This window comes from Vibrio kanaloae (genome assembly GCF_024347535.1).
Classification (GTDB): domain Bacteria; phylum Pseudomonadota; class Gammaproteobacteria; order Enterobacterales; family Vibrionaceae; genus Vibrio; species Vibrio kanaloae.
Window position 1 is genome coordinate 812,499 of record NZ_AP025497.1, and the last position, 17,939, is coordinate 830,437.

Genomic DNA, 17,939 nt, shown 5'->3' on the forward strand with positions numbered 1-17,939 from the left:
AGCAACACGATTATTCCTGATTGTGATAAATAGTCGTGCAATATAACTCAGACATAAAAAAAGCACTTCATTTAATGAAGTGCTTAATGTCTTTCTCTAACGTGTTTCTAAACCAAAGCTATTGTAAAAAACTATGAGGCTCTAATTAGTTGAACATCGCTGAGATTGATTCTTCGTTGCTGATGCGGCGAATTGCTTCAGCAAGCATGCGAGAAAGGCTTAGCTCAGTAACTTTGCCTGTCGCTGCCATTTCTGGAGAAAGCTTAATTGAATCAGTAACAATAACTTGGTCTAGTACTGAGTTGCGGATGTTTTCTGCAGCAGTACCAGAGAATACCGCGTGAGTTGCGTAAGCGAATACACGCTTAGCACCGCGCTCTTTAAGCGCTTCAGCCGCTTTACATAAAGTACCACCAGTATCGATCATGTCATCAACGATCACACAGTCGCGACCTTCAACATCACCGATTAAGTTCATTACTTCAGAAACGTTAGCGCGTGGGCGACGCTTATCAACGATAGCAATGTCAACATCACCTAGCGCTTTAGCTGTAGCACGAGCACGCACAACACCACCAAGGTCTGGAGAAACCACAACTGGGTTTTCTAGGCCTCGGTTCGCCATGTCTTCTAGAAGAACTGGAGTGCCGAAGATGTTATCAACTGGTACATCGAAGAAGCCTTGAATTTGCTCTGCGTGTAGGTCAATAGTAAGAACGCGGTCAACGCCAACGTTAGAAAGGAAATCTGCAACAACTTTTGCAGTAATAGGTACACGAGCAGAACGTACACGACGATCTTGACGAGCATAACCGAAGTAAGGGATTACAGCAGTAATACGGCCAGCAGAAGCACGGCGCATTGCGTCAATCATTACCACCAACTCCATAAGGTTGTCATTGGTTGGTGCACAAGTTGATTGAATCAGGAATACATCGCTACCACGAACGTTTTCATTGATTTGTACAGCGACTTCGCCATCAGAAAAACGGTCTACAGTAGCATCTCCAAGAGAGATGTATAGACGATCAGCAATACGTTGGGCTAGTTCAGGTGTTGCGTTACCAGCAAATAGCTTCATATCAGGCACGGTGGAAACCTCGGGTTGCGTCCAGTTTTAAATAGATTGTGGGTGGGCTGATTGGTACTCAGCCAAAGTCTCTTTTAAAGGCGAAATGTTTCGTCCTTTCGCCACGAAAGCGGAAACTATGTCAGGCAGTTTTTCTAGTACCAACTCGGCTTCTTTTTTGCTGTTAAATTCAGCAAAAACACACGAGCCAGTACCAGTCAGTCTCGACGGCGCGTATTGTAGCAGCCATGAAAGTTGCTTATCAACCTCTGGGTACAGCATTCGCACAATTTTTTCGCAATCGTTTACGTATTCTTGCTCTAGAAGCGTTGATAGTGCTCGCTTTGGGGTATTTCGAGTTAATTCTGAATGTGTGAATATGTCTACAGTCGCTATGCTCACTTGAGGCTTAACAACGAGGTACCATTTTTCATCCGGATGAGCGAGTTGAAGCTGTTCTCCAACTCCTTCTGCAAAGGCGGCGTGGCCTCTAACGAACACAGGAACGTCAGCACCCAGCTTCAATCCGATCTCTGCGAGCTCATCATCAGACAGGTTTAGCTGCCATAGATAATTAAGCGCGACCAACACGGTTGCGGCATTTGAAGAGCCTCCACCAATACCACCTCCCATAGGAAGCACTTTCTTGAGTTCAATATCCGCACCGAAAGAGGTTGAGGTATATTGTTGAAGGGCGGTAGCCGCTTTCCAAATCAGGTTGTCTTCGGTCGCAACGTCTGGGATGTCTGGTGTGATGGTAATCGAGTTCGTTTTCTCATTGGCGGTAACCGTCAATTCATCGCCAAAATCGACGAATTGAAACAAGGTTTGAAGTTCGTGATAGCCATTGTCACGTCGACCAGTGATATAAAGAAATAAATTCAGTTTAGCCGGAGAAGGCCAGTGCGTTGGCGTTGTTATCATTTTTTCAGTGTCCACTTCGAAACTACAATGTTGATTTTGTTACCGTCTTGCTTGAACGATAATCGGGTAGGGAGAGGGATGGCCTCTACATTTGCGTTGTCTTCATCCGACAGTTGTTTACTCGGCCTCTCTGTATTTCGGTAATGATCAAAATTTAACGTCCATAGCTGGCTGCTGACTTGTTTCGACAGAGACTCAAGTGTGTTTGTGTTATTGAGTTGGTAGCTATCGGCTTGATCTGGAATGCCAAGGAGCCATTGGGGCAGATGATCGATCGGGATCTGCAAACCTGTCAGTTGCTCAACCAATACAGACGCACTTGCGTGAGTAAATACTTGGTCGTCATAGGTCACGACTTTGGCCCCCGACGGAGCTATGGTCAGGTTCAATACGGTCTGACCGAGGAACGTCGTGAGTCTTAATTGACTTTGATTTTGTGAATGTTTCCAAATGAAGTTTAAGCTTTGGCGCTGCTCTGGCGATATGTAGGCGAGCTTGCCCGAGGCTTGGTAGCTTTCTATCTGTAGAAGTCGGTTTTGGTGGGTTTGCCATTCAACGCTGGTCGGCTGTTCGGGCATAGACGAGCAACCCACCATAATTATGGTCATAAAAAGAAGAGACGTGATTTTACGAAGCTTGCTCATATTTGCTCACAACTTGTTCAAATTTATCTAAAAAACGCTTCAACTATAGCATTGAATTCACGAACTCAGGAAAACAAATCCCGCTTGCTCTTTAAATAGAGCCATGCATCAAGTAAAATTCGCCCCTTGTTTCCATTCCCTGATCGAGAACTTCTGATACATGTCTTTGCTTGCCGTAGGTATCAATCACAACACTGCGTCGGTTGAATTGCGCGAAAAGGTCGCTTTTGGTCCAGATAAATTATCTGAGGCACTTAAGCAACTCAACGCAAATGCACACGTAAATGGAAGTGTCATACTTTCTACCTGTAATCGAACTGAAGTGTATTGTGACGTTAAAGGCGTGGCAAAAAACAAGCTGATCGATTGGTTATCAGTGTTCCATCAAGTGAGCCCTGAAGAGTTAAAGCCAAGCCTGTATATCCATGAAGAGCAAGCTGCAATAAAACATTTAATGCGTGTGGCCTGTGGTTTGGACTCTTTGGTGTTAGGTGAACCGCAGATCTTAGGTCAGGTGAAGCAAGCTTATACAGATTCAAGAGAGAACCAATCTGTTGATGCTTCAATGGAAAAGCTATTCCAGAAATCCTTCTCTGTTGCGAAACGAGTTCGAACGGAAACTGAAATTGGCGGTAGTGCCGTTTCTGTTGCTTACGCCGCCTGTACGTTAGCCAAGCAGATTTTTGAATCGATTGCCGCATCAACAGTGTTATTGGTTGGTGCGGGGGAAACTATTGAACTGGTGGCGAAGCACCTGTCGGCGAATGGTTGTACCAAGATGATTGTGGCTAACCGAACTCGTGAGCGTGCTTTAGGTCTTGCAAAAGAGTTTGGCGCTGAAGTGATCAGCCTCAATGAGATTCCAGACCATCTGCATCGAGCGGATATTGTGATTAGCTCAACAGCAAGCCCATTGCCTATTATAGGTAAGGGAATGGTTGAAACTGCTTTGAAAACAAGAAAGCACCAACCAATGTTGTTGGTTGATATCGCCGTGCCTCGCGACGTTGAATCTCAGGTAGGCGAACTGAATGATGCGTATCTATATTCAGTGGATGATCTGCAGTCGATTGTTGATGGTAATATTGAGCAACGTAAAGTTGAAGCGATTCAAGCTGAAGCGATTGTCAGCGAAGAAAGTGCTGCATTTATGAGTTGGATGCGTTCATTGCAAGCAGTAGACAGTATTCGAGATTACCGTAAATCGGCCAACGAAATACGAGAAGAATTATTAAGTAAGAGTTTGCAATCACTTGCTGCTGGCGGTGACCCCGAGAAAGTTTTACTTGAGCTCAGTAATAAGCTCACAAACAAATTGATCCATGCTCCAACGCGAGCACTCCAAAGTGCAGCAGAGCAAGGAGAACCTGCAAAATTAACGGTCATTAGACAGAGTTTGGGCCTAGAAAACCCTCAATAATATTAGACCCCCAATAAGATAAGACATTATGAAAGCCTCGATTCTAGTAAAGCTTGAAACACTTGTTGAACGCTATGAAGAAGTTCAACATCTACTTGGTGATCCAGATGTAATCGGGAATCAAGACAAATTCCGTGCACTTTCAAGAGAGTATTCTCAACTTGAAGAAGTGACGGCTTGTTTCCAGTCATACCAGCAAGCTCAAGAAGATTTAGAAGCTGCTGAAGAGATGGCAAATGAAGATGACGCAGAAATGCGCGAAATGGCGCAAGAAGAAATCAAAGAGGCGAAAGCGAACATTGAACGTCTGACTGATGAGCTGCAAATTCTTCTTATTCCAAAAGACCCAAATGATGAGCGTAACTGTTTCCTAGAAATCCGCGCAGGTGCGGGGGGGGATGAAGCGGGTATCTTTGCGGGTAACCTTTTCCGTATGTACTCTAAATTTGCCGAGAAAAAAGGTTGGCGTGTCGAGGTGATGAGCAGCAATGTTTCAGAGCAGGGCGGCTTTAAAGAAATGATCGCCAAAATAAGTGGCGACAGTGTTTACGGTACCATGAAATTTGAGTCGGGTGGTCACCGTGTGCAGCGTGTTCCTGAAACGGAATCCCAAGGCCGTGTTCATACTTCTGCATGTACGGTCGCAGTGATGCCTGAGATCCCAGAAGCTGATCTTCCAGAAATCAAGGCTGGCGATCTTAAAATTGATACTTTCCGTGCTTCTGGTGCGGGTGGTCAACACGTTAACACCACGGATTCAGCAATCCGTATTACTCACTTACCAACGGGCACAGTCGTAGAGTGTCAAGACGAGCGCTCTCAGCATAAAAACAAAGCGAAAGCGATGGCTGTGCTTGCGGCTCGTATCGTTCAGGCTGAAGAAGAGCGCCGCGCGGCAGCAGTTTCAGACACACGTCGTAACCTACTAGGTTCTGGTGACCGTAGTGATCGTATTCGTACGTACAACTACCCACAAGGTCGTGTTTCTGATCACCGCATCAATTTGACAATTTACCGTCTGAACGAAGTGCTTGAAGGCGATATGCAAAGCTTGCTTGATCCTGTTCTTCAAGAGCACCAAGCCGACCAACTTGCTGCACTTTCAGAGCACAACTAATCTGTATGCAGTCAGCATATACGGTTGAAAGCGCTTTAAAATCAGCAATCGTACAGCTTCAAAAGGGTGATAACACATCACCCTCTATTGATGCTGCGGTACTGCTTTGTCACGTCTTAGACAAACCAAGGTCATACTTGCTTACTTGGCCTGAGAAGCTTCTTACCTCAGAACAAGAGTCCGAATTCAATGCACTTTTAAGGCGACGTTTAACCGGTGAGCCTGTGGCTTATATTGTTGGTGAACGTGAGTTCTGGTCATTGCCATTAAAAGTTTCTCCTTCTACCTTAATCCCACGCCCAGATACTGAGCGTTTGGTTGAAGTCGTTTTGGATAAAGCCTCTGGCAAACAAGGGGCGATTCTGGATCTAGGAACTGGCACTGGTGCAATTGCATTGGCGTTAGCGTCTGAAATGCCAAATAGACCAGTGACGGGTATTGATCTGCGTCCTGAAGCTCAAGAGCTTGCGACAGAAAATGCGAAGCGCTTAAACATCACCAACGCTACGTTTTTACATGGCAGTTGGTTTGAGCCTTTAAGTGAATTAGCTTCTGATGGCAACGATACCAAGTTCTCTTTAATTGTCTCTAACCCACCTTATATTGAGAAAGATGACCCTCATTTATCTCAAGGAGATGTACGTTTTGAGCCAATGACTGCGTTAGTCGCTGAAGAGAAAGGGCTCGCGGATATTCGATACATCTCTGAAAACGCACGCCGCTTTTTAGAAAACGAAGGCTGGCTAGCGTTTGAACATGGTTACGACCAAGGCTTGGCGGTACGTGAGATTATGCAGGCGCTCGGTTATCTCGATGTTGCCACAGAGAAAGATTACGGTGGTAATGACCGAGTGACATTAGGTCGTTACTGTTCATAGTTCGTTGCTGTAATTGGTTACTGACATTAGCTGATGGATAATCGATTACGAACTTGCCAAATTAATACCTTTAACTCGATCATGCATTTAATGCAGAAATACCGGGCATTAACAGGTATTGTGTGGCTCGTGTTAACCAAAGCTCATATAAAAATATAAAGGAATACCATGTACGAAGGTTTAAAACATTTTCACCTATTAACAATTGCGATAAGCGCACTGCTGCTTTCGATTCGTTTCGCTCTTATGATGGCTAACTCTCCAAAGCTTAAGCATCCTTTCTTGCAGCGTTTTCCTCATATCAACGACTCGTTACTGCTGTTATCGGGTATTGGCTTGATTTTTATTACGGGTTTTATTCCATTTACGCCTGCAGCACCATGGTTAACCGAAAAACTCACCTGTGTTATGGCTTACATCGCATTAGGCTTCTTTGCACTTAAGTTGGGTAAGAACAAGCTATTGAGAGTGTTCTCGTTTTTTGGCGCTCTTGGCTGGTTAGCAATGGCAGGCAAAATCGCAATGACGAAGACACCAACATTTTTCGGTTAATTATCTCCTTACTTTCGGTTAACTATCTATGTACGAATTTTTTGATGAAGACTTTGACCAGCTAGAGTTAGCTGAAGGTGCATTGATCTTAAATAAAGCGATTAACCCAGAAACTCAAGACAGTTGGGCTGAGCAAGAGCTTTCAAGATTACTAAAAGATGCTGAATTCGCGTTGGTGAATGAAACCGATGAGCAGCAGAAGTTTGAGTCCTTTATTCGACTATTCTTTTTTGAATGGGGCTTTGCTGGCGATAAAGAGGCGTATTTCTCTTCGGAGAACGCATTTATAGACAAAGTACTTGAGAGAAAGAAGGGGATTCCAGTGAGTCTTGGCGCGATCTTCCTTTTTCTAGGTCGCAAGCTAGGCTTCCCTGTAGAGGGGGTTTCTTTTCCAACTCAGTTCTTGCTTAAAGTGAGTTGGTATGGCCAAGCTGCTCTCTATATCAATCCTTACAACGGCGAATATGTTGGTGTAAAAACCTTACGAGCCTGGTTGATTGGCCATGATGGGCCACTCGCTAAGTTGAAAGCAGAGCATTTAGAGGTCGCTGATCACCCAACGATTATCGGTAAATGGCTAGCGTTGCTTAAGAGTGCATTACTGCGAGAGGAGCGTTATACGCTGGCATTGAAATGTACAGATCTTGCTTTGACGTTTGTTCCGGATGACCCGTATGAAATCCGTGATCGCGGGTTTATTTATCAGCAGTTAGACTGTCATCAAGTGGCCGCAACAGATTATCAATATTTTATCGACCAATGCCCAGATGACCCTGCATCTGAATTACTGAAATCTCAAGTGAATGTCATGAACGAAAAGACCGTGGTTGTTCACTAATTAATAATTATTTAGAGAGAATATGATGGAACAGAAAACAGTCCATATTGGCGATATGCCAATTGCTAATGATAAGCCATTTACGCTATTTGCAGGCATGAATGTTCTTGAGTCTCGTGATCTCGCTATGCAGATTTGTGAGCACTACGTAAAAGTAACAGAGAAGCTGGGCATCCCTTATGTATTTAAGGCGTCTTTTGATAAAGCGAACCGCAGCTCAGTGCATTCATACCGTGGTCCAGGTATGGAAGAAGGTCTTAAAATCTTCCAAGAACTGAAAGATACCTTTGGCGTGAAGATCATTACTGATATCCACACCGAAGCACAGGCTCAGCCAGTCGCTGATGTGGTTGATGTAATCCAGCTTCCTGCATTCCTAGCTCGTCAAACTGACCTTGTTGAAGCGATGGCGAAAACAGGCTCTGTGATTAACGTAAAGAAACCTCAGTTCATGAGCCCAGATCAAGTGGGTAATATCGTTGATAAGTTTGCTGAGTGCGGTAACGACAACATCATTCTTTGCGAACGTGGTTCTTGCATGGGATATGACAACTTAGTTGTTGATATGCTTGGCTTCGGTGTAATGAAGAAGTCTTCGAACGGTAGCCCAATCATCTTTGACGTGACTCACGCGCTTCAAATGCGTGACCCATCAGGTGCTGCATCTGGCGGTCGTCGCGAGCAAACGGTTGAGCTTGCGAAAGCGGGTCTTGCTACAGGTATTGCAGGTCTGTTTATTGAAGCGCACCCGAACCCAGATCAAGCTCGTTGTGACGGTCCGTCAGCGCTACCTCTCGATAAACTAGAGCCGTTCTTGAAGCAGATGAAAGCGCTTGATGATCTTATCAAAGGATTCGACCACATTGACATTAAATAACTCAGCATAGTTATTTAACATTAAGATAAACAGCAAACGCCCAGTTCTTTGAACTGGGCGTTTTTTATCAGCTAGGGTAACCCGTTATTTACTACGATTGGTATTAACAATGTAGGTGATTACTTGTTGTATTATTCTATTAGTGTGAGGCTTATTCTATTTATAGTAAATTGCTGATATTTATCACACTTTTTAAGTAAACGATTGCCTGTGATGCAGGGGAAGTTTGAGTGTAATCTCATAATTTTGTTACACTTAACTATTAATCTATGCGTGACCAATTCGACATAAATATGAAATCGTCGTGTTACATCGAGAATGTTAATTTAAGATTAGTTATGTTGAAGTCTTATTGTACGAACTCCAGGAAAGGGGTCGCAATAGATTATAAAAAGCAGTGGATTCCCCTAAAAAGTTCAAAGGTATGACAATGAAGCAACGCCTTATTCTAAAGACAGCACTAAGTGCTGCAATCTTAGCTACTCTAGCTGGGTGTTCGTCTCAATCTACTCTAGATTGGAACCAAGATGAAACTTACAAGCTAACGATTCTTCACACTAACGACAATCATGGTCGCTTCTGGCAGAACAAATACGGCGAATACGGCATGTCTGCGCGTAAAACGCTGGTTGATCAACTTCGTGCTGAAGTTGAAGCCGAAGGTGGTAGCGTGTTGCTTCTTTCTGGCGGTGACATTAATACTGGTGTACCAGAGTCCGATCTTCAAGATGCAGAACCTGATTTCAAAGGCATGAACAAGATTGGTTACGATGCAATGGCATTGGGTAACCACGAGTTCGATAATTCACTAGACGTACTACAAAAGCAGATCGACTGGGCTAACTTTCCAATGCTTTCTGCAAACATCTACGATAAAGCGACTGGTGAACGTAAGTTTCAAGCTTATGAGATGTTTGAAAAGCAAGGCATTAAGATTGCAGTTATCGGCCTAACAACTGAAGACACAGCGAAAATTGGGAATCCAGAGTTTATCGCTGGTATCGACTTCCGTGACCCTAAAGAAGAAGCGAAAAAGTTAATCGCTGAATTGAAAGAAACAGAAAGTCCGGATCTGATTTTTGCTGTCACTCATATGGGTCACTACGAAAATGGTCAACGTGGTGTTAACGCACCTGGGGACGTAGCATTGGCTCGTTACCTCAACGAAGGTGATCTCGACATGATCGTAGGTGGTCATTCTCAAGAGCCTGTTTGTATGGAAGGCCCTAACGTTGCGAAGAAAAACTTCACACCGGGTGATGAGTGTAGACCCGACGTACAAAACGGTACTTACATCGTTCAAGCTCACGAGTGGGGTAAGTACGTTGGTCGTGCTGATTACGAATTCCGTAATGGTGAGCTAGAAATGGTGAGCTACGATCTGGTTCCTGTTAACCTTAAGAAGAAAGTTAAGATTGATGGTAAGAAGCAACGAGTTCTTATTCAAGATGAAATCGCCCAAGATCCAGAGCTCCTTGAATTCCTACGTCCTTTCCAAGAGGAAGGTCAAGCTCAGCTAGAAGTTAAGATCGCCGAGACAAATGGCAAGCTTGAAGGTGATCGTAACGTCGTTCGTTTCCAACAGACTAACTTAGGTCGTTTGATTGCTACTTCACACATGGAGCGTGCAAAAGCAGACTTCGCTGTGATGAACTCTGGTGGTGTGCGTGATTCAATTGAAGCGGGCGATGTAACTTACAAAGACGTGCTAAAAGTACAACCATTTGCAAACATTCTGACTTACACAGATATGACGGGTAAAGAAGTACTTGATTACCTAAACGTAGTGGCGACTAAACCAATCGATTCTGGTGCTTACGCTCAGTTTTCTGGCATCTCTATGACAGTAGAAAATGGTGCAGTATCGAATGTATTCATCGGTGGTAAACAGCTTCGCTTGGACGAGACATATCGTTTCACAATACCAAGCTTTAATGCTGCTGGTGGTGATGGCTATCCTAAATTGTCTGACCACCCAGGTTACGTAAACACTGGTTTTGTTGATGCTGAAGTACTGAAAGAGTACCTAGAAGCAAACAGCCCGGTTGACGTGAACAAGTACGCACCTTCTGGTCAAATGGTTTACAAGTAATTGACCCCAATAAATTTAGTCATTAGATGCTGAATTAGATTGACTCCAGCACCATGATAAATTTAACTAAAGCGACGCCTCGGCGTCGCTTGTTGTTTATATACTGCTTGTTTTTTCTCTATCGTTTGGATTTGTTATGACTCCTGCTATCAATCTTGCTAAAAAAAAGAAAATCGCTCATAGCGTGCATCAATATGATCATGATGCGAATAATACTAATTATGGATTAGAAGCCGTTGAAGCACTTGGTCAGGATCCGAAACGCGTATTCAAAACATTGCTATTTTGTTTGAACGGTGTTGCTAAAGATTTGGCTGTGGCGGTTATTCCTGTCGACCAGAAGCTAAACCTAAAGCTTGCAGCGAAAGCGGCGAAAGGCAAAAAGGCAGAGATGGCGAATCCTGATATTGCACAGAAAACCACAGGCTATGTGGTTGGTGGAATCAGCCCACTTGGCCAGAAAAAAGCATTGCCTACCTTTGTTCATTGCAGTGCTACAGATTTTGAAACGATATGTGTGAGTGCTGGGAAGCGAGGGCTAGAAATTGAACTCGATCCAAAAGACTTAGCACTACTGACTCGCGGCCAGTTTGCTGATTTGTGTATGTAGCAGACTGGCGATAACGCAAGCAATTAATATGTAGAGGTAAGTACCAATCTTCGTATCGAGCTTTGACTTAGCCAACAACAAAAACGCCCACCAAGATAACCTAGTGGGCGTTTTTATATTAGAGAGCAGCTCTACTTCTTCAGGCCTAAAGTACCACCAACACGCTTTGGTGCAGGTTTATTAGGTTTGTTGGAGTCTTGATTACCGCTTCTACGATCGTTGTTATTGCGGTCTGTACGATTGCGATCTGAATTAGAGCGCTCTGAACGAGAGTTCGATTTCCAGTTCTCGGTATTGCCGCCGCTTTCACCATTCGACGAACTACGACCACGCTTTGAATTGGGGGCATGACGGAATTCATCCGCATTGTTACCGCGGTACGTGCGAGTACGGTTCTCGTTTTGATTACGGCGCGCTGTTGAAGTTTGGTTCTCTTCGCGACTGTCAAAAAGTTTCGCGTCAGTCGCTTTACGAATGCGTTGACCTTTCGCGTTCATTTTTGACGCATCTTCAGTACTTACTGAGCCTTCACACATCGCCAAGATTTCAGTGACCTCTTCGTCGCTCAGGTAACGCCATTTGCCATTAGGAATGCCATCTAAAGAGATATTCATAATGCGAACACGACGCAGCTTGAAAACTTCGTAGCCTAGAGCTTCGCACATACGACGAATCTGGCGGTTAAGGCCTTGCGTTAACGTAATCCGGAACGAGAACTTGGTCTCTTTCTCTACCTTACATGGTAAAGTAACAGTATCTAAAATTGGCACGCCCGACGCCATTTTCTTCAAGAATTCAGTTGTAATCGGCTTATCTACGCGCACCACGTATTCTTTCTCGTGGTTGTTACCTGCACGTAGGATTTTGTTTACGATGTCGCCGTCGTTGGTTAGGAAGATAAGGCCATCTGAGGGCTTATCTAGACGACCAATCGGGAAAATACGCTTGTGGTGGCCGATAAAGTCGACGATGTTGCCAGGAATATCACGCTCAGTGGTACAGGTGATACCTGTTGGTTTATTAAGAGCTATGTAGATAGGCTTCTCTTTCGAGCGGACAGGTTTATTGTCGATCTCAACATCATCACCGTGCATGACTTTGGTACCCATTTCAGGGATCTTACCATTGATAGTAACTCGGCCAGCATCAATGAGTTTGTCGGCTTCGCGGCGTGAGCAAAAACCAGTTTCACTGATGTACTTATTAAGGCGTTTAGCTTGGGATTCTTGTGACATGATATTCTCTTAGCGTTTCACAACGGAAATTTAGATAAACAAAAAGCAACTACAGGATAGTTGCTTTTACGTTTGAATTCGTTAATTGACGACAATTTTAGCACCTAGAGTGTACTTCGGCACTAAATATCTATTGCGCACCAGGTTAGAGCATTAAAGAACGTGTAGCTGGTGTTCTCGACACAATATGATTAACTCGATCGTTTCTGATGTCGCTCTCTATTTTCGAGTTTCTTGTCATTACTTTTTCTCAGCATGACGTAAACGGCACCTGTGCCACCATGAAATTGCTGTGTTGAATGAACACACTGAACATCATTAATTTGCGAGAGCCAATTCGCCACATAGCTTTTCATCATGGCAGGTGGGTTAGAGCGCTCACCCTTACCGTGAACAATAATCACGGTGCGCACATCCATTCTTAGACATTGACGTAAAAATGAAAGCACTTCATTACGAGCATCTTTCAGTGTTTTCCTGTGCAGATCGAGCTTAGCTTGAATTGGATATTTACCTAAGCGCAGTTTCTTGAATACGCCTTCCTGCACGCCATCTTTTTTATAGGCGATAACATCATCTGGCTTTAACATCGGAGAATAGTCGAGCGAGAGATAATCTTTCTCGTCATCAGACAGCCACATAGCAGCTTCACGCTTGGCAAGATGAGATTCTGTGACTCGGTGTACTTTCTGGTGTTCGGCGGTGTCATTGTCGATACGTTTAACATCGCCCATCATTTCTTGGAATAGATCTAAGTCGTCATCATGAGACATAGCGGGTATCTCAAGTTGGATAAGGGTAGGGTCAGTATACCTAAGTTAGTATGGTGTTTAAAAATGAAAAAACCGGAGAAGACAAGAAGCCTACTCCGGTGCAAAGCGTTTTAACGTTTACCTATCAAGAATGATACTTAAAAGTAAATGAGTTAGGCTGAGCAATTCTAATGAGGAGATTTGTCAGTCATAACTTTGTAGATGAAGAAACCTCCATAGAACATCATGAGACCCAAAGCCCCGAAGATTACTATCATTGAAGATAGCCCCACCGCATTACCAAATAGGAGTTCTAGCCAAAAGTCCATGTGTATACCTCAAAGTTATATGACACTACTTAGTGTATTAAGTGGCATTATTGATTCACTGATCTGGATCAATCCTGTTTCATAAGTTAAATATTTGTTGGTGAGTGTGTGTTTTTCGTCACGTTAGGCGTTAGGTTGTACGTCTTTTGTTCGAATGATTAAACTTTGTAAAAAAGAGTGAAAAAAGCCCTTGCGGATAAATTCAGAATCCGTATTATACGCTGCATCGACAGGCAATAAGCCCGTTAGATATCTCGGTGAATAGCGCAGCTTGGTAGCGCATCTGGTTTGGGACCAGAGGGTCGGGGGTTCGAATCCCTCTTCACCGACCACATTAAAGAAAGCCTGCTCATTGAGCAGGCTTTCGTCGTTTAAGGGGATTGAAAATAGGATTTGAACTTAAGTGGGGGTTCGCCTGATGTTCAAAATAAGCTCTTTGTTGATCACATTAAAGAAAGCCGTAGCCCCTTTTATAATAGATAGGGTTACGGCTTTTTTGCATTTTGAAATAGTTAAAGCGCTTATATGGTTTAGAGCATGAGGGGGGGCTGGGATGCCAGTCTTATCCTCATGGCGAGAAGGTAATGAGGGTGAACCTCGCTAGCTTTTCGCATTAACCTCAAATTGACACTGAGCTTGTTGGCTCTGTGATTGTTGAGTCACACTGAACCCCTTATCTTCTAATAACTGTAAAAGGTTACCGTCTCCAATCAGATGTAAAGTGCCAACGACCAGTACGTAGTGTCCCTTTGAGTTGAGCTTCCAATCATTGGCAGATAGTTTTTTTGCCCAATCAACGTTGCGATCAGTTAAAAATGCTTTCTCAAGTTCAGATGGCATTTCAGACAGTTTCGCAAAGTCCTCGAGTTTGGTTATATCACCCGCTTTCCAGCTCTCAATAAGGCAACGAACCACACGGTCTGTTTGGTCAAACTCTTCAATGCTAGTCACTAGCCACTCTTTACCAGAATCTTTTTGTCCTGCAATGAGGTCTATTTGAAATTGTAGCGGCTCTAAGCTGATCACTGGAACGTCTTGTATTGTTGCTTTATAGGCGAGTGTTGCGTCTACACCGCCAGCCGAGCCGTAACCAAGGTTTTTTAACTGCTGCATTTGTATCGACAGAGAGGTTGCCCAAGGTGGGGAGCTCAGTAGTTGTTGTGTCGGCATACCCAAAGACTTGGAAATGCTCGTTAACAACTGTTTTTGTTCTTCGTTTAATACATCACCCGAGGTCACTGTGGTCGTGGGATACACCACACCCTCTGTCTTTCTTATATCTGTCTCGACAATTAATCCGTCGCTCTCTTTTAACGTGTCAGTGACCTGTGAAGGAAGAGGGTACATGCTCTCATCCCCAACGTGCACGGAACCTAAGATAGTGAGGGTCAGATCATCTTTTTTAGCTTGCCAATAAAGAGGTTCGGCGACAGCTTGCTTTGCTGAAAAGGCAAGTGTGAGTAACGTAAGGTACAAAAATGTGCGCAAAGAAAGCTCCTTTAGAAAGACATAAACTCGTTAAAAAAGATTTTGACGGCGTTTTTTAACGGTTTTTTTTGAGAACGACGTCACGTTGTTTGTACGAAAAGTATAACAACACGAACCAACTCATAAACCTTTCTCTCCATCAGCGATACGATTTTATGAAATTCTCTAAAAATATTGTGATTTAATTCTCATTTATTACGTCAAAATAAAAGTGACGGAAGTGTCGTCAACGCTAAGATTATGATTTTAATGAAAATAATATTTGCTGTATTTCTGAGGTTTGAAGCTGATCACTGAATTAGTCTGATTTAATTCACAGCAAAAAATAAGGTCATATAGTTTACCTAACTTTCAGAAGCGCTCCACTTTGCTTCTTACTCAATTTTCTAAATTTATGGGTGAATACGATGTTGAAGAGAAACTTACTATCTGTAGCGGTACTGGCTGGTTTGGCGGGTTGTGCTGTAACACAAGCACCAGAACAACTGGTGGTTAATGCACTGGCTGATAACCTTGATGTGCAATATGAAATTCTAACCAATCACGGTGCGAATGAGGGTATGGCTTGTCAGGATCTCGGCGCAGAGTGGGCATCATGTAACAAAGTGAACATGACGCTAACTAATGATGGTGAAGCTATTGATTCGAAAGATTGGGCCATCTACTTCCACAGTATTCGTCTTATCTTAGATGTTGATAATGAGCAGTTTAAAATCACTCGTGTAACGGGTGACCTACACAAACTAGAACCGACAGATAAGTTCGATGGTTTTGCCGCTGGTGAAGAAGTGCTTCTTCCACTAACAAGTGAATACTGGCAACTGTTTGAAACCGACTTTATGCCGGGTGCATTTGTAACGGCGCCAAACGCTGAACCTAAGATGATTGCTTCATTGAATACGGAAGATGTCGCGTCGTTCGTAACTGGTTTGGAAGGAAACAACCTTAAGCGTACACCTGATGACAACAATGTCATGGCAACCGCGGTTACTCGCTTTGAAAAGAATGCAGATCTGGCAACGCAAGACGTTTCAACAACTCTACTACCAACGCCAATGTCGGTAGAAGCGGGCGAAGGTTCAGTGAGCATTGCTGGTGGTATTGCCCTACCTAAAGACGCATTCGATGCTGAGCAGTTCGCTGCAATTGAAGAACGTGCAGATGTGGTAAACGTAGATGTGAGTGGCGACCTACCTGTTAGTGTTGCTGTTGTTCCTACTCAGTTTACGGGTGATTTAGCGAAATCTGGCGCTTATGAACTAAGCATCTCGGAAGAGGGGATTGCGATTAAAGCGTTCGATAAAACAGGTGCTTTCTACGCCGTTCAGTCTATTTTTGGCCTAATAGACAGTCAGAATGCTGAATCACTACCACAACTGTCGATCCAAGATGCGCCACGCTTTGATTACCGTGGTGTGATGGTGGATGTTGCTCGAAACTTCCATTCAAAAGATGCCATCCTAGCCACGCTAGATCAAATGGCAGCCTACAAGATGAATAAACTGCACCTTCACTTAACGGATGATGAAGGCTGGCGTTTAGAAATCCCGGGTTTACCAGAGCTAACGGATGTAGGGTCTAATCGTTGTTTTGATTTGGAAGAGCAAAGCTGTTTACTGCCTCAGCTAGGTTCAGGTCCAACAACAGACAACTTTGGCTCTGGTTTCTTTAGTAAAGCGGATTACGTCGAGATCTTAAGTTACGCAAAAGCGCGCAGCATCGAAGTAATTCCAGAAATTGATATGCCGGCACACGCTCGTTCTGCTGTGGTATCAATGGAAGCGCGTTACACTCGCCTAATGGCGGAAGGCAAAGAAGCTGAAGCAAGTGAATATCGCTTGATGGATCCACAAGATACTTCAAACGTGACGACGATTCAGTTCTACGATAAGCACAGCTTCATCAACCCATGTATGGAATCATCGACTCGCTTTGTTGATAAAGTGATTACTGAAATTGCAGCAATGCACAATGAAGCGGGCATGCCGCTAACGACTTGGCACTTTGGTGGCGATGAAGCAAAAAACATCAAGCTAGGCGCAGGCTTTCAAGATGTTGACGCTCAAGATAAAGTGGCATGGAAAGGTAACATTGAGCTAGACAAGCAAGACAAACCATTCCAACAGTCTCCACAATGTCAGTCTTTGATTGCTGATGGTTCAGTGAGTGATTTCGGTCACCTACCTGGCTACTTTGCAAAAGAAGTATCAAAAATTGTTGCAGAAAAAGGCATTCCTCACTTCCAAGCTTGGCAAGATGGCTTGAAGTATGTGGAAGAGGGTGAATCTGGCTTCGCTACTGAAACGACTCGCGTTAACTTCTGGGACGTTCTTTACTGGGGCGGCACTTCATCAGTTTACGACTGGTCTGCGAAAGGTTATGACGTAATTGTTTCTAACCCAGATTACGTATATATGGATATGCCATACGAAGTAGATGCAGCAGAACGTGGTTACTACTGGGCTACGCGTGCAACCGATACTCGTAAGATGTTTGGCTTTGCTCCAGAGAACATGCCACAAAACGCAGAAACGTCATTAGACCGTGACGGCAATGGCTTCAGTGGTAAAGGCGAGATTGAAGCGAAACCTTTCTACGGTTTGTCTGCGCAGCTTTGGTCTGAAACTGTACGTACTGACGAGCAGTATGAATACATGGTATTCCCACGCGTTCTTGCTGCAGCTGAGCGTGCATGGCACCGAGCGGATTGGGAAAACGACTACAAAGTGGGCGTTGAGTATTCTCAAGATACTGACTTAGTGAATAAGCAGGCTCTAAACAGTGACTTTAATCGTTTCGCGAATATTGTTGGCCAACGTGAGCTGGCTAAGCTTGAAAAAGCGGGTATTGATTACCGACTGCCAGTTCCGGGTGCAAAAGTGGTTGATGGCGAGCTTGCAATGAACGTTCAATTCCCAGGCGTAGAGCTTCAATACTCAGCTGATGGTGAAAACTGGCTAACGTATGATGAGCAACAACGTCCATCGGTTTCTGGCGAAACTTACATCCGCTCTATCTCTGAAAGTGGCGAGAAAGTAAGTCGAGTGACTTCGATAAAATAATCGATAAGCAACATTAATAGAAGGGCTACCCGTAATTTGAGTAAACAGTAGA

The 17,939-nt window shown here is 43.9% G+C and carries 16 protein-coding genes and 1 tRNA gene; 10 read left to right on the forward strand and 7 right to left on the reverse strand.

Annotated elements, in window-relative coordinates; translation table 11 throughout:
- Positions 1-145: 145 nt before the first annotated feature.
- The 3 genes from OCV24_RS03945 to lolB are packed head-to-tail and all read right to left on the reverse strand — an operon-like array spanning position 146 to position 2,637.
- A complete protein-coding gene (locus OCV24_RS03945; protein ID WP_012603389.1) occupies positions 146-1,090 on the reverse strand; it encodes a ribose-phosphate pyrophosphokinase in 945 nt (314 codons plus the stop codon).
- 27 nt (positions 1,091-1,117) lie between these two features.
- Positions 1,118-1,993: a 4-(cytidine 5'-diphospho)-2-C-methyl-D-erythritol kinase gene (gene ispE, locus OCV24_RS03950; protein WP_146448511.1), complete on the reverse strand. Its 876-nt coding sequence runs from the start codon at positions 1,991-1,993 to the stop codon at positions 1,118-1,120.
- Complete coding sequence (gene lolB, locus OCV24_RS03955; protein ID WP_150879272.1) at positions 1,990-2,637, reverse strand: lipoprotein insertase outer membrane protein LolB; 648 nt, start codon at positions 2,635-2,637, stop codon at positions 1,990-1,992. Before lolB ends, ispE begins: the two co-directional genes overlap by 4 nt.
- Before the next feature lie 160 nt (positions 2,638-2,797).
- Here lolB and hemA point away from each other — a divergent pair, with 160 nt between their 5' ends.
- The 8 genes from hemA (at position 2,798) to ybaK (ending at position 11,021) form a co-directional block, all read left to right on the forward strand.
- Positions 2,798-4,057: a glutamyl-tRNA reductase gene (gene hemA, locus OCV24_RS03960; RefSeq protein WP_017056803.1), complete on the forward strand. Its 1,260-nt coding sequence runs from the start codon at positions 2,798-2,800 to the stop codon at positions 4,055-4,057.
- A 28-nt stretch (positions 4,058-4,085) separates the two neighbouring features.
- The gene (prfA, locus tag OCV24_RS03965) at positions 4,086-5,174 is read left to right on the forward strand and encodes a peptide chain release factor 1 (RefSeq protein ID WP_017056804.1); all 1,089 of its coding nucleotides are present in this window, start codon (positions 4,086-4,088) and stop codon (positions 5,172-5,174) included.
- Positions 5,175-5,179: 5 nt separating this feature from the next.
- Positions 5,180-6,052 (forward strand): peptide chain release factor N(5)-glutamine methyltransferase, encoded by an 873-nt coding sequence (prmC, locus tag OCV24_RS03970; RefSeq protein WP_046224964.1) that lies wholly within the window; start codon positions 5,180-5,182, stop codon positions 6,050-6,052.
- Between the two features lie 168 nt (positions 6,053-6,220).
- Positions 6,221-6,604, forward strand: coding sequence for a SirB2 family protein (locus OCV24_RS03975; protein ID WP_009848726.1), 384 nt, complete (start codon positions 6,221-6,223; stop codon positions 6,602-6,604).
- A gap of 28 nt (positions 6,605-6,632) precedes the next feature.
- Positions 6,633-7,442 carry a SirB1 family protein gene (locus OCV24_RS03980; protein ID WP_046224965.1) on the forward strand — a complete coding sequence of 270 codons (810 nt, stop codon included), beginning with the start codon at positions 6,633-6,635 and terminating at the stop codon, positions 7,440-7,442.
- Between the two features lie 22 nt (positions 7,443-7,464).
- Positions 7,465-8,319 carry a 3-deoxy-8-phosphooctulonate synthase gene (gene kdsA / locus OCV24_RS03985; RefSeq protein WP_171351091.1) on the forward strand — a complete coding sequence of 285 codons (855 nt, stop codon included), beginning with the start codon at positions 7,465-7,467 and terminating at the stop codon, positions 8,317-8,319.
- Positions 8,320-8,749: 430 nt separating this feature from the next.
- Entirely contained in the window at positions 8,750-10,411 is a 1,662-nt protein-coding gene (gene ushA / locus OCV24_RS03990; protein ID WP_046224966.1) for a bifunctional UDP-sugar hydrolase/5'-nucleotidase UshA, read from the forward strand.
- Positions 10,412-10,547: 136 nt separating this feature from the next.
- On the forward strand, positions 10,548-11,021 hold the full coding sequence (gene ybaK / locus OCV24_RS03995; protein ID WP_046224967.1) for a Cys-tRNA(Pro) deacylase: 474 nt from the start codon (positions 10,548-10,550) through the stop codon (positions 11,019-11,021).
- 131 nt (positions 11,022-11,152) lie between these two features.
- Here ybaK and rluF read toward each other — a convergent pair whose 3' ends face one another.
- The 3 genes from rluF to OCV24_RS04010 all read right to left on the reverse strand — a co-directional run bounded on the left by rluF (position 11,153) and on the right by OCV24_RS04010 (position 13,337).
- A complete protein-coding gene (gene rluF, locus OCV24_RS04000) occupies positions 11,153-12,256 on the reverse strand; it encodes a 23S rRNA pseudouridine(2604) synthase RluF (protein WP_046224968.1) in 1,104 nt (367 codons plus the stop codon).
- Between the two features lie 191 nt (positions 12,257-12,447).
- The gene (smrA, locus tag OCV24_RS04005) at positions 12,448-13,029 is read right to left on the reverse strand and encodes a DNA endonuclease SmrA (RefSeq protein WP_017056810.1); all 582 of its coding nucleotides are present in this window, start codon (positions 13,027-13,029) and stop codon (positions 12,448-12,450) included.
- A 167-nt stretch (positions 13,030-13,196) separates the two neighbouring features.
- Positions 13,197-13,337, reverse strand: a complete 141-nt coding sequence (locus OCV24_RS04010; RefSeq protein ID WP_017056811.1) for a DUF3149 domain-containing protein — start codon at positions 13,335-13,337, stop codon at positions 13,197-13,199.
- Positions 13,338-13,592: 255 nt separating this feature from the next.
- Here OCV24_RS04010 and OCV24_RS04015 point away from each other — a divergent pair.
- Positions 13,593-13,669, forward strand: a tRNA-Pro gene (locus OCV24_RS04015).
- Positions 13,670-13,937: 268 nt separating this feature from the next.
- On the opposite strand, the gene OCV24_RS04020 is transcribed toward OCV24_RS04015, so the two are convergent.
- Positions 13,938-14,825, reverse strand: a complete 888-nt coding sequence (locus tag OCV24_RS04020) for a TraB/GumN family protein (RefSeq protein WP_150879273.1) — start codon at positions 14,823-14,825, stop codon at positions 13,938-13,940.
- A gap of 407 nt (positions 14,826-15,232) precedes the next feature.
- On the opposite strand from OCV24_RS04020, the gene OCV24_RS04025 reads away from it, so the two are divergent.
- Entirely contained in the window at positions 15,233-17,887 is a 2,655-nt protein-coding gene (locus tag OCV24_RS04025) for a beta-N-acetylhexosaminidase (protein WP_150879275.1), read from the forward strand.
- Positions 17,888-17,939: the final 52 nt, after the last annotated feature.

Excerpts from the sequence above, each read along its gene's own strand:
- ispE (WP_146448511.1), bottom strand. The coding sequence starts at position 1,993 with ATGATAACAACGCCAACGCACTGGCCTTCTCCGGCTAAACTGAATTTA.
- lolB (WP_150879272.1), bottom strand. The coding sequence starts at position 2,637 with ATGAGCAAGCTTCGTAAAATCACGTCTCTTCTTTTTATGACCATAATT.
- hemA (WP_017056803.1), top strand. The coding sequence starts at position 2,798 with ATGTCTTTGCTTGCCGTAGGTATCAATCACAACACTGCGTCGGTTGAA.
- prfA (WP_017056804.1), top strand. The coding sequence starts at position 4,086 with ATGAAAGCCTCGATTCTAGTAAAGCTTGAAACACTTGTTGAACGCTAT.
- prmC (WP_046224964.1), top strand. The coding sequence starts at position 5,180 with ATGCAGTCAGCATATACGGTTGAAAGCGCTTTAAAATCAGCAATCGTA.
- OCV24_RS03975 (WP_009848726.1), top strand. The coding sequence starts at position 6,221 with ATGTACGAAGGTTTAAAACATTTTCACCTATTAACAATTGCGATAAGC.
- OCV24_RS03980 (WP_046224965.1), top strand. The coding sequence starts at position 6,633 with ATGTACGAATTTTTTGATGAAGACTTTGACCAGCTAGAGTTAGCTGAA.
- kdsA (WP_171351091.1), top strand. The coding sequence starts at position 7,465 with ATGATGGAACAGAAAACAGTCCATATTGGCGATATGCCAATTGCTAAT.
- ushA (WP_046224966.1), top strand. The coding sequence starts at position 8,750 with ATGAAGCAACGCCTTATTCTAAAGACAGCACTAAGTGCTGCAATCTTA.
- ybaK (WP_046224967.1), top strand. The coding sequence starts at position 10,548 with ATGACTCCTGCTATCAATCTTGCTAAAAAAAAGAAAATCGCTCATAGC.
- rluF (WP_046224968.1), bottom strand. The coding sequence starts at position 12,256 with ATGTCACAAGAATCCCAAGCTAAACGCCTTAATAAGTACATCAGTGAA.
- smrA (WP_017056810.1), bottom strand. The coding sequence starts at position 13,029 with ATGTCTCATGATGACGACTTAGATCTATTCCAAGAAATGATGGGCGAT.
- OCV24_RS04010 (WP_017056811.1), bottom strand. The coding sequence starts at position 13,337 with ATGGACTTTTGGCTAGAACTCCTATTTGGTAATGCGGTGGGGCTATCT.
- OCV24_RS04025 (WP_150879275.1), top strand. The coding sequence starts at position 15,233 with ATGTTGAAGAGAAACTTACTATCTGTAGCGGTACTGGCTGGTTTGGCG.